Here is an 11,838-nt window from a genome sequence, read left to right as displayed (position 1 = left end):
CCCGAGTCCCGGTGGGCGTTTCGCCGCGCACTGCTCTATATGTGGTGCATGACTTCCTACGCGTGGGCAGTGATCGGGGCCGGGCCGGCGGGCGTCGCCGCGGTGGGGAGGCTGCTGGATCACTGCGTCGCGGCCGAAAGGATCGCGTGGATCGATCCCGCCTTCGCCGGCGGCGACATCGGGCAAAAGTGGCGGTCGGTGTCGAGCAACACGCACGTGGGTCTGTTCCTCGAATACTTCAACGGCTCCAAGTCATTTCGGTTCGACGAAGCGCCGCCCCTGCCGCTGCGCGAGATCGACCCCCAGGAGACGTGCGCGCTGGGCCTGGTCGCCGAGCCGCTGGTGTGGATCACGGGGCAGCTTCGTGAGCAGGTCGCCACCTTCACGACGACCGCGACCGCGCTGTACCTGGAAAACCGGCGATGGCGCATCGAGACCGAACGGGACGACATCGTGGCCAGCAACGTGATCCTGGCCGTCGGGGCGGTCGCCAAGAAGCTTCATTACCCGGAGCTCGACGAGATTCCGGTGGAGGTTGCCCTCGATCCCGAGAAGCTCGCGCGTGAGCCGCTGCGGGGTGCGACGGTCGGCGTGTTCGGCTCGTCGCACTCGTCCATGATCGTGCTGCCGAATCTGCTGCGCCATCCCGTCGAGCGGGTGATCAACTTTTACCGAAGCCCACTGAAATACGCTGTGTACTTTGAGGATTGGATCCTGTTCGATGACACCGGGCTCAAGGGCCAGGCGGCGGTGTGGGCGCGGGAAAACATCGACGGGGTGCCGCCGGAACGATTGGAGCGATGCCTGGTATCGGCGCCGGAGTTCTCCGGGCAGCTGGCCCGGTGTGACCGGGTGGTCTACACCGTCGGCTTCGAACGCCGACGATTGCCCGAGACACCGCAGTTTGGGCAACTGGACTACAACCGCACCAACGGAATCCTTGCTCCCGGCCTGTTCGGGGTCGGGATCGCGTTTCCGCAGTACGCGCAGGACCGCTACGGGTACGGGCAATTCCGGGTGGGGCTCAAGAAGTTCATGGACTACCTGGATGCCGTGCTGCCGCTGTGGCTGAGTTACGGCCCCTGATCTCCGCGCCGCTGGACCGCCGACGCCGCGTTTAAACTCAGCCTGATTTCGTTCCCAAACCCGGGCGTCAGCCCAGCAGCAGCGCCGGGTCGCCGCGGCGGCGATACACCGAACCGAACCGGGCGTCCAGGCGCAGCCACGTCGGCGTGATGCGGACCCGGATCAATTCCTGGGCGTCGACGGCATCGGGTGACTGCGGCAGGAAACCCATCGCGGTCAGCGCGAACACGCAGCGCATCGGCAGCCCCACGTGTACGTCGGCGGAACTCACCTGGATGACCTCCTGGTCGAGCAGCGACACCGGCGGGCCGTGAGAGCTGCTGTGCTCCTTGGCAAGTCGCGCGCCGCTTTGGGCCAGACCGAGCACCACCCTGGCCGGGATGTCCTCGATGTGGGTGAATCCGGATTCCGGGGGCAGGGCGCCCCGCCACGCCGAGTCCATCGCGAATCCGGGATCGACGTAACCCGAGTCGTCCATCGCGGCCAGGCCGCGCGCCAGCGCATCCGCACCCACGGACAGGTCCGAGGGCCGGACCTCGCCCGGCACCACCCTGCTGGCCAGCACGTCGAAACCCGTTGCGACCCAGGCGGTCAGGAGCCCTTCGGATCGGGTCCGCAAGCGAATGATCGCCGCATCGTCGAGTCGCAGCGCGCGCTCGAGGAACGCGGCGAGATCCCGGCGGTGCTCGGCCCGAAATTGCGCGCCCAGCCACAGGCCGCGGTCGGCTACCTGATCCACCGCTGCAGATACTCCCGATGCTGCGGCGAGAGCCGTACCAGCCGCTCCTCCTCGATGTGGACGGCGGCCAGTTGCGACTCGGCGATGACGGCGGGCTTCGAGTCCGGATCCGCGTTGACCGAACGCACTTCGTAGCCCAGCGTGAAGTCGACCGCCCGCAACCGCTTGGTCCACATCGTCACCTGCAGCGGAGAATCGGCCAGCCGAAGCTGACCCTTGTAGGTGACCTTGACCTCGGCGATGAGCAACCCGATCGTCAAGATGTCGACCTCGAACGCCTCGCGCAGGAACTGCACCCGCGCCTCTTCGAGGATGGTGACCATGGTGGCGTGGTTGATGTGCTGGTACATGTCGATGTCCGACCAGCGCACCAGCACGGGCGCGACGAAGCCGATGCTCAACTCGATGAACCTCTTCCGCTCGTGCGGGTCATGCGACGGATTTGTCGCGCGGCGACGGACAGCGTCGCGAGATCCTTGTCCCCGTTTTCCTGGATCTCAAGGAGCGTCCGTCGGGCCCGCTCGACCCTGGACGCGGACAGGTGCTCCCACTCGGCGATCTTCTCTTCACCGCTTTCGTCGGGCTCCCCCACGGCGAGCACATCGAAGCACAGCGACCGCAGCGAGGCGTAGATGTCGTCACGGATTGCCAAGCGCGCCAACGAGTGCCAGCGGTCCCTGCGGGGCAGCTCGGAGACCGCCGTCAGCAGGCCGTCGGTGCCGAGCCGGTCCATCAGGGCGAAATAGGTGTCGGCCACCTCGGCGGCGTCGATGTCGTTGATGTCGCCGATGTCGATGATGTCGAGCAGGCTGAAGTGGTAGAGCCCGGCGGCCACCGTGTAGGCCAGGTCTTTGGGCGCGCCCTGGGAGGCGAATTCCGCGGCTTCCTTTTCCACGATGGCCTTGTCGTCACCGCGCAGCCATTCCGACATCCGCGGCGTCAGCGCCTTCACTTTGGCGGCGAACCGGTTGATCTCGGCGCCGACCGCCAATGGCTGTGGGCGGTAGTTGAGCAGCCAGCGTCCGGCGCGGTCGATCAGGCGTCGGGTGTCCAGGGTGAGCCGATCCGACAGGGCGACCGGCAGATTCTCCGCGCGGATGCGGCGCCAGATCTCGCTCACGCCGAAGATGGCGTCGGTGGCGACGTAGGTGCGCACCGCGTCGACCGACCCGACCCCGACGTCTTCGGTGATCCGGAAGGCGTAGCTGATGCCGGCGGCGTCCACCAGGTCGTTGATCAGCATGGTGGTCACGATCTCGCGGCGCAGCTGGTGGGTGCGGATCTCGCCGGTGAACCGTTCCCGCAACGGTTTCGGAAAGTACAGGGGCAACCGGGACGCGAACACGTCCTGTTCGGTCAGTTCGGTTTCGAGCATCTCCTCTTTGAGCCCCAGCTTCACGTGCGCCATCAGGGTGCACATCTCCGGTGAGGTGAGCCCGATGCCGGCCTCGGACCGCCGCTGAATCTCCTTTTCCGACGGCAGCGCTTCGAGTTCCCGGTTGATGCCGCGCTCGTCGACCAGGTACTGGATCAGCCTGGCGTGCACCGGAAGCAGGCTGGCCGCGTTCGCGCGGCTGGTGCCGATCAGGTCGTTCTGGTCCTCGTTGTCGGTGAGCACCAGTTGGGCGACCTCGTCGGTCATCGACTCCAGCAGCGGCTTGCGTTCCTCCGGCTTGACCTTGCCGGCGGTGACCAGGGAGTCGATCAGAATCTTGATGTTGACCTCGTGGTCGGAGCAGTCCACGCCGGCCGAGTTGTCCATCGCGTCGGTGTTGATCCGGCCGCCGGCCAGGTCGAACTCGACGCGGCCCAAGGCGGTCACCCCGAGGTTGCCGCCCTCGCCGATCACCTTGGCGCGAACCTGAGAACCGTTGACCCGCACCGGATCGTTGGCGCGGTCACCGACGTCGGAGTCGGATTCGGACTCGGCCTTGATGTAGGTGCCGATCCCCCCGTTGAACAACAGGTCCACCGGCGCCTGCAGGATGGCCTTGATCAGGTTGGGCGGGGTCATCTCGGTGACGTCACCGCCGATGCCCAACACGTCGCGGACCTGGGGGCTGACCGGAATGGACTTGTGCTCCCGGCTGTACACCCCGCCGCCCTCGCTGATCAGCGACGTGTCGTAGTCGTCCCAGGTGGAGCGCGGCAGCTCGAACATCCGCCGGCGTTCCTCCCACGAGGCCGCGGCATCGGGGTCGGGGTCGAGGAAGATGTGCCGGTGGTCGAAGGCGGCGAGTAGGCGGATGTGCTTGCTCAGCAGCATGCCGTTGCCGAAGACGTCACCGCTCATGTCGCCGATGCCGACCACGGTGAAGTCCTCGGTCTGGGTGTCGACGTCCATCTCCCGGAAGTGTCGCTTGACGGCCTCCCACGCGCCCTTGGCGGTGATGCCCATGGCCTTGTGGTCGTAGCCGACCGAGCCGCCGGACGCGAACGCGTCGCCCAGCCAGAAGCCGTAGGACTTGGCGACGTCGTTGGCGATGTCGGAGAACGTGGCGGTGCCTTTGTCCGCCGCCACCACCAGGTAGGCGTCGTCACCATCGCGACGGATGACTTCCGTTGGCGGGTTGACCTTTCCGGTCGCGTGGTCGACGTTGTCGGTGACGTCGAGCAGGCCGGAGATGAACAGCTGATAGCAGGCGACGCCTTCGGCGCGGGTGGCGTCCCGGTCGGCCGCGGCGTCGCCGGTGGGCAACGGTGGCCGCTTGACGACGAATCCGCCCTTGGCCCCGACGGGCACGATGACCGCGTTCTTGACCGCTTGCGCTTTGACCAGACCCAGGATTTCGGTGCGGAAGTCATCGCGACGGTCCGACCAGCGCAGGCCGCCGCGGGCCACCGGGCCGAACCGCAGGTGCACGCCTTCGACCCGCGGCGAATAGACGAAGATCTCGTACTTGGGGCGCGGCAACGGCAGCTCGTCGACCAGCTGAGCGTCCAGTTTGATCGCCAGCACGTTGCGGGCCCGGGCCGAACCCTTGCGTGTCACAAAGTAATTGGTGCGCAGCGTCGCCTGCACCAGCGACGCGAAGGCGCGCAGGATGCGGTCGGTGTCCAGACCCACCAGGGCGTCGATGTCGGCGGCGACCGCGGCGGCGGCCGCCTGCGCGTCACGGCCGGTCGAGGAACTCGGGTTCGGGTCGAACAGCGCCTCGAACAGCGCGACCAGGGACCGCGCGGTCGACGGGTGCTCGTTGAGCACCGATTCGATGTAGGACTGGCTGTAGGGAAAGCTAGCCTGCCGCAAGTACTTTGCGTAGGCGCGCAAGAGCACGACCTGTTGCCAGCGCAGCCCCGCGCGCATCACCAGCTCGTTGAAGCGGTCGATCTCGAGGCGTCCCTGCCAGATCGCGGTGACGGCGTCGGCGAATCGCTCGGCCATCTCGTCGCGCTCGGCTTGCGTCGACGCCGACTCGATGGTCGGGTGCGGGGATATCTTGAACTGATAGATCCACACCGGCAGCCCGTCGGAGCGGGTGACCGTGAACGGCCGCTCCTCGAGCACCACCACGCCCATGCTCTGCAGCATCGGCAGCAGCTGGCTCAGCGAGGCGGTGCGCCCGCCCAGGAACCAGGTCAGCTGGGCGGATCCGTCCTCGCCTTCGAGGAACACCAGCTTGACCGAATTGTCGTGCAGCTCTTTGATGATCGCGATGTGATCGATGGCATCGGCCGGTGTGACGGCCTGCTTGTAGACCTCGGGAAAGGCGTCCGCGTAGTACTCCGCGTCGGCGTGCCCGACGGAGCCTTCGGCGGCGGCGGCGATCAGCCGGTCGGTCCAGGTGCGCGCCGCTTCGCTCAGCATGCCCTGGATGCGGATCCGGTTGTCCTCGGAGACGTCGACCGGCGTGGCGCCGGGGTCATCGGAAGGCAGGCGCACCATGAAATGCATGAGCGCCCACGGTGATTCGCTGACCCGCGCGGTGAATTCCAGGCGGGTGCCGCCGAATTCGTGTACCAGGATGTCTTCGATCTGCAGCCGCACCGCCGTGGTGTAGCGGTCGCGGGGCAGATACACCAGGCAGGAAACGAAGTACTGGAGGCTGTCGGCGCGCAGGAACAACAACGCATTTCGCTGCGGACCCAGATCCACCACCGCTTTGGCCATCGCCAACAACCGTTCGGCGCTGAGCGTGAACAGTTCCGAGCGCGGAACGGTTTGGATGACGTCGAGCAGCAGCTGGCCGGGGTGGATCGGGTCGCTGTCGGCCATCGCCAGCGCCTCGCGGACCCGACGCGAGATCGTGGGGATCTCCAGGACGTCGGCGTTCATGGCGGCAACCGTGAACAGCCCGACGAAGCGGTGCTCGAGCACGCCGCCGTCGGCGTATTCGCGAACGGCGATGGCGTACGGGTAGGCGCCGTAGCGCAGGTAGCTGCCCACCACGGATTGCGCCAGGACCAGCAGCCGGTCGTCGTCGGTCAGCCGGGGGCGCGAGCCGGTGCGGGTGCGCAGCACGCCGAGCCCGGGCGTCCCGTCACCCGAGACGCGGCCGTCGTGCACGTGGCAGCGTTGATAGCCGAGCAGCAGGAAATTCCCGTTGCCCAGCCAGCGCAGCAGGGCCGCGACGTCGTCGCGGTCCGGCGCCGAGAAGCGGTCCTGCGCGTTGGCTTCGACCTGGGCGGCGAGGTCGTTCAGCGCGGCGATCAGGCCCGACGCGTCGCTGGCGACCTGTTGCACGTCGGCGAGAACCCGGGGCAGCAGCCGCTCGACCTCGGTGAGCCCCTTGCTGTCGACGGAAGGCAGGAGCTGCACGTGGATCCACGCCTCGCCGGCGTATTGCGATGCCCCCTCGGGCTTCGCTTCGACGCTGAGCAGATCGCCGGCGGGATTGCGGTGCACGTCGAACACCGGCGTCATGATCGCCGTATAGGGAACGCCGAGCCGATGCAGCAGCACGGTGACCGAATCCATCAGCATGCCGCCGTGGTCGGTGACGACCTGCAGCGCCGGCCCGAACCCGGCGGGGTCCTCCGCGGGGTAGACGGCGACGCGGCTTTCGCCGTCGGGGCGGTGCTGGCCGAGCCGGTAGTGCGCGCTCAGCATGGCCGGGGTGACGATCGCCGCCGGGACCGTCAGGTCGATGGGCCTGGTCTCCGCGCCGCCGGACTGGTCGCTATGCGGACCGCGATAGCTTTCCACATAGGCTTTGGAGATCCACTGGGGAATGTCCTGCTGCTGGGTGAACGTCGTCCATGGCTCGAGGTCCTGTTTGGCTCCGGGATCGATCGTCATGCCGACTGCTCCCAACTGGCGACGGTTGTCACTGCGCTCAAACGCCCCGTTCCCGCGCGGCGGGGGGCAGAGCCGACACTAGTCGCGCGTCAGCTTGCGGTGGGTCACTCTGTGCGGTCGCGCCGCCTCGGCGCCCAGCCGTTCGATCTTGTTTTCCTCGTATGCCCCGAAGTTGCCCTCGAACCAGAACCACTTGGCCTCGTTGTCGTCGTCACCCTCCCACGCAAGGATGTGGGTGCAGGTGCGGTCCAGGAACCACCGGTCGTGCGAAATCACCACCGCGCAGCCGGGGAACTGCTCGAGGGCGTTCTCCAGCGAGCTCAGGGTTTCGACGTCGAGGTCGTTGGTGGGCTCGTCGAGCAGGATGAGGTTTCCGCCCTGCTTGAGCGTCAGCGCGAGGTTGAGCCGGTTGCGCTCGCCGCCCGAGAGAACGCCGGCCGGCTTCTGCTGATCTGGGCCCTTGAACCCGAACGCCGACACGTAGGCCCGCGACGGCACCTCGGTCTGGCCGACGACGATGTGGTCCAGCCCGTCTGAGACGACCTCCCAGACGTTCTTCTTCGGATCGATGCCCGCGCGGGTCTGGTCGACGTAGCTCAGCTTGACCGTCTCGCCGACCTTGACCGTGCCGCTGTCCGGCTCCTCGAGACCGACGATGGTTTTGAACAGCGTGGTCTTGCCGACGCCGTTGGGGCCGATGACCCCGACGATGCCGTTGCGCGGCAGGGTGAACGACAGGTCCTTGATGAGGGTGCGTCCGCCGTAGCCCTTGTCGAGGTGCTCGACCTCGACCACCACGTTGCCCAGCCGCGGACCGACTGGGATCTGGATCTCCTCGAAGTCGAGCTTGCGCGTCTTCTCGGCCTCGGCGGCCATCTCCTCGTAGCGCTGCAGCCGTGCCTTGCTCTTGGCCTGGCGCGCCTTGGCCCCGGAGCGCACCCACGCCAGCTCCTCGGTCAACCGCTTCTGCAGCTTGGCGTCCTTGCGCCCCTGCACCGCGAGCCGTTCGGCCTTCTTCTCCAGGTACGTGGAGTAGTTGCCCTCGTACGGGTAGGCGCGGCCGCGGTCGAGTTCCAGGATCCATTCGGCGACGTTGTCCAGGAAGTACCGGTCGTGGGTGACCGCCAGGATCGCGCCCGCATACGAGGCGAGGTGCTGCTCGAGCCACTGCACGCTCTCGGCGTCGAGGTGGTTGGTGGGCTCGTCGAGGAGCAGCAGGTCGGGCTTGGACAGGAGCAGCTTGCACAGCGCGACGCGGCGGCGCTCACCACCGGACAGGTTGGTCACCGGCTCGTCGGGCGGCGGGCAGCGCAGCGCGTCCATGGCCTGCTCCAGCTGCGAGTCGAGGTCCCACGCGTCGGCGTGGTCGAGTTCCTCCTGCAGCCGTCCCATCTCCTCCATCAGCTCGTCGGAGTAGTCGGTGGCCATCAGCTCGGCGACCTCGTTGAAGCGGTCGAGCTTGACCTTGATCTCGCCCAGGCCCTCTTCGACGTTGCCGCGAACGGTCTTCTCCTCGTTCAGCGGCGGCTCCTGCAGCAGGATGCCGACGGTCGCGTCGTTGGCCAGGAAGGCGTCACCGTTGTTCGGCTTGTCCAGGCCCGCCATGATCCGCAAGACGCTCGACTTGCCGGCGCCGTTGGGCCCAACGACGCCGATCTTGGCGCCTGGATAGAAGCTCAACGTGACGTCGTCCAGGATCACCTTGTCGCCGTGCGCCTTGCGGACCTTCTTCATCGTGTAGATGAACTCAGCCATGCCGCGGTTGTGCCTTTCTGGTCTTGCGGGTATCGGGGGGATCCCCGCGGACCATCCTAGGCACCGCCGGGGGACGGCTAAGCCGAGAGAGGCAGTCCGTCACCGCCCGCGCCGTCGTCGGCCTCGGTGGTGTCGCCGTCGGCGTCCGCCGGTCCGCTCGCCGCGGTGGCATCCGCGGTGGTCGGACCGGTGTATCCGGGCTTCTCGATCCGGACGATCGCGCGCGACACGTCCGGCCCGACGGAGGTCGCCCGCATCTCCAGTGACGAGCGGCGGTTGCCGTCGCGGTCCTCGTACTCGCTGGTGTAGACGTGGCCCACCACGATCACCGGTGCGCCCTTGCCCAGCGCGGCCCCCACCCCGGTGACCAACCTGCCCCAGCAATTGACGTTGATGAACAGCGAGTTGCCGGGCTCCCAGCCGCCCTCGGCCGTGCGCCGGCGCGAATTGCTGGCCACGCGGAACTTCATGACCTCCTGGGTGCCGACCTGCCGTCGCTCCGGGTTGTTGACGATGTGGCCGACGACGGTGAGCGGTGTTTCAAACATGGGTTGATCCCTTTCGATTGCTTTTGTGGCTATGGCTGCCAGTAAGCGCGGCGGCACCGACGGCTCGACGGGACAACGGGCGCCGGCCCACCCGCCCTGTGGACGAAACCGTGACTGTGGATCGATGCTGATATCCGCCGATGATTGGAAGGCGTGGGACGACTACCTGCACTGGCAGACGGCCGACCGGGCCGTGCCCAAGCGGATCAACAGGCTCATCGCGGAGGCTTGCCGGTCGCCGCAGGCGGGCATCGGCAAGCCTGAGCCGCTGAAATACGGGCTCGTCGGCGCCTGGTCTCGGCGAATTACCCACGAACACCGGCTCGTCTATCGGGTCGTCGGCGATGACCTGCAGACCCTCCAGGTCCGGTATCACCACACCTAGTCGGTGGCGGACTCCTCGCGCGCCGGTCCCGACCCCTCGCGCTGCGCCAGCCGGCTCAGCATCGCGTTGTAGGCCGCCAGCTCGGCGTCATCGTCGCGGTCGGCGGCCCGGTCCAATCGTTTGGCGGTGCGACGGTCGCTGCGCGCCCACTGCACCAGCAGCGCCAGCATCACGATCACCAGCGGAAATTCCCCCGCCGACCAGGCGATGCCGCCGCCCAGCCGCTGGTCACCCAGCAGGTCGGTGTGCCAGCTCAGACCCAGCGAGCGGTAGTAGTCGGCGCCGAGCACCTTCTTGGTGCCCATCAACACCACCCCGAAGAACGCGTGCAGCGGTAGCGACGCGAACACCACGGCCACCTTGGCCAGCGGCGGGATCGGTCGCGGCGTCGGGTCCACCCCGATCACCACCCAATAGAACAGGTAGCCGCTCAGCAGGAAGTGCAGGTTCATCGCCAGGTGCCCGGCGTGACTGCTCGCGGTGATGTCGAAGAGGTTGGACAGGTACAACCCGTAGAACCCGGCGACGAACAGCACCGTGGCCACCACGGGGTTGGTGAGGAATCGCGAGAAACGACTGTGCAGCCCGGCCAGCAGCCACTCCCGCATGCCCGGCGGATCGTCGCGCCCCGCCGCGGGCAGCGCCCGCAGCGCCAGGGTGACCGGGGCGCCCAGCGCCAGCAGGATCGGCACCAGCATCGACAGGCACATGTGGACCACCATGTGCATGCTGAACATCGCCGGCATGTAGCGCCCGATTCCCGAGGACGTCACGAACAGCAACGCCGCGCAGCCGAGCAGCCAGGACACGGTCCGGCCCGGCGGCCACCTGTCGCCGCGCCGGCGCAGCCGCACCAGGCCGGCCACATAGAGCGCGGCGAGGACGATGGCCGCGGTGCCGAAGATCAGATCGAAGCGCCAGTCGAAGAGAATGCGTGCCACGGTCGGGGGCCCGTCGAAGTCGTAACCGATCTCGGCTTCGGGGACCGACGGCAGCCGGGCCGGCGGGGGCGGCGGCGCGGTGCGGCTCAGCCCGACGGCGATGCCGAACGTGAGGCCGAAGAGCGCGGCCTCGATCAGCGCCAGCCTGGCCAGCGCGGCGCGTGCCCGCGACGGGCTCGGATCCGCCTGCAGCGCAGCCACACTCACGCGCCGCTGGCGCCAGCCGACGCCACCCAACAGGCATAGCGCGACGAACTTGGCGACCACCAGGCGCCCATAACCGGTGGTGAGCAAATCGCCGGGCTGGACCCGCACCAGGGCGTTGACCAGTCCGCTCAACGCCATCGCCACCCAACACCACAGCGCGATCGACGAGAAGCGCCGCGCCGCCAGGCCGGTGTGGGCGCCGCCACGCAGGGCGTGGGCGAGCAAGGCGAGCAGGCCACCGGCCCACAGGCTGGCGGCGACCAGGTGGATCAGCAGGCCGTTGGTGGCCAGGTCGTGCGAGCCGCCGGCCGACGAATGACCGGTCAGGCCGAGCGGGATCAGCGTCAGCACCGACGCGGCGAGCAACACCGGCGTCCACGACCAGCGCAGCACCGACAGGCTCGCCACCGTGATCACGGCGGCCAGGATCGCGGTCCAGCGCCAGGCCGAGGCGGTGGCGATCAGGCCCGCCAACGACCAGATGCGCGCCGGGCCGATGTCGACGACCGCGCGACCGGACACGTCGGAGATGGTCAGTGGGACCAGTAGGGCCGCACACACCGCCCACACCCCCGACGCCACCGTCCCCAACCGCAGCGCGCGGTAGCCGTCGGCGTCGAGGACGCCGCTGCGTTGCGGCGGCACCAGGAAGGCGGCGAACAGGAACGACCCGACCGCCAGGACCGCGGCGATCTCCCCCGCCGCACGAACGAACGGCAACCCCAGCGTGGTCACCGGGCCCGGGTCGGGCAGGCCCGTCGCGGTCAGCGCGCTTGCCAGCGAGAGCGTCCCGATCCCGGCGGCCGTGCAGCCCGCCAGGGCCGCGACGCCGGCCAGCGCCGGCCACACCAGCGCGCGGCGCTGGGACGAGGCCGCGGTCGTGGCCGTGCCGGCCGGCGGAGCGACGGTCATACACCCAGGGTATGGGCGCGGGTGCC

The 11,838-nt window shown here is 68.2% G+C and carries 8 protein-coding genes; 2 read left to right on the top strand and 6 right to left on the bottom strand.

Features of this window, described 5'->3' with window-relative positions; genetic code table 11:
• Positions 1–69 precede the first annotated feature (69 nt).
• On the top strand, positions 70–1,086 hold the full coding sequence (locus P6281_RS07630; protein ID WP_014382171.1) for a pyridine nucleotide-disulfide oxidoreductase: 1,017 nt from the start codon (positions 70–72) through the stop codon (positions 1,084–1,086).
• Between the two features lie 67 nt (positions 1,087–1,153).
• Here the strand turns inward: P6281_RS07630 and P6281_RS07625 are convergent, their stop codons facing one another.
• From P6281_RS07625 to P6281_RS07605, 5 genes are all read right to left on the bottom strand, one after another.
• Entirely contained in the window at positions 1,154–1,825 is a 672-nt protein-coding gene (locus P6281_RS07625) for a hypothetical protein (protein WP_014382170.1), read from the bottom strand.
• Positions 1,813–2,226: an acyl-CoA thioesterase gene (locus tag P6281_RS07620; protein ID WP_008255151.1), complete on the bottom strand. Its 414-nt coding sequence runs from the start codon at positions 2,224–2,226 to the stop codon at positions 1,813–1,815. Before P6281_RS07620 ends, P6281_RS07625 begins: the two co-directional genes overlap by 13 nt.
• Positions 2,223–7,064 carry an NAD-glutamate dehydrogenase gene (locus P6281_RS07615; protein ID WP_014384161.1) on the bottom strand — a complete coding sequence of 1,614 codons (4,842 nt, stop codon included), beginning with the start codon at positions 7,062–7,064 and terminating at the stop codon, positions 2,223–2,225. The genes P6281_RS07620 and P6281_RS07615 overlap by 4 nt, the downstream gene beginning before the upstream one ends.
• Before the next feature lie 78 nt (positions 7,065–7,142).
• Positions 7,143–8,819, bottom strand: a complete 1,677-nt coding sequence (gene ettA, locus P6281_RS07610; protein ID WP_009955480.1) for an energy-dependent translational throttle protein EttA — start codon at positions 8,817–8,819, stop codon at positions 7,143–7,145.
• Between the two features lie 77 nt (positions 8,820–8,896).
• Positions 8,897–9,367: a single-stranded DNA-binding protein gene (locus tag P6281_RS07605; protein WP_009955482.1), complete on the bottom strand. Its 471-nt coding sequence runs from the start codon at positions 9,365–9,367 to the stop codon at positions 8,897–8,899.
• Between the two features lie 124 nt (positions 9,368–9,491).
• On the opposite strand from P6281_RS07605, the gene P6281_RS07600 reads away from it, so the two are divergent.
• The gene (locus P6281_RS07600) at positions 9,492–9,752 is read left to right on the top strand and encodes a Txe/YoeB family addiction module toxin (RefSeq protein WP_009955484.1); all 261 of its coding nucleotides are present in this window, start codon (positions 9,492–9,494) and stop codon (positions 9,750–9,752) included.
• Here P6281_RS07600 and P6281_RS07595 read toward each other — a convergent pair.
• Positions 9,749–11,812, bottom strand: coding sequence for a cytochrome c oxidase assembly protein (locus P6281_RS07595; protein WP_095662616.1), 2,064 nt, complete (start codon positions 11,810–11,812; stop codon positions 9,749–9,751). The genes P6281_RS07600 and P6281_RS07595 overlap by 4 nt on opposite strands.
• Positions 11,813–11,838: the final 26 nt, after the last annotated feature.

The sequence above is a fragment of the Mycobacterium sp. 5-140-3-2 genome, from assembly GCF_035666375.1.
GTDB lineage: Bacteria > Actinomycetota > Actinomycetes > Mycobacteriales > Mycobacteriaceae > Mycobacterium > Mycobacterium intracellulare.
Note: the sequence above shows the minus strand (reverse complement) of the source record. Positions and strands in the feature narration are given on the sequence as shown.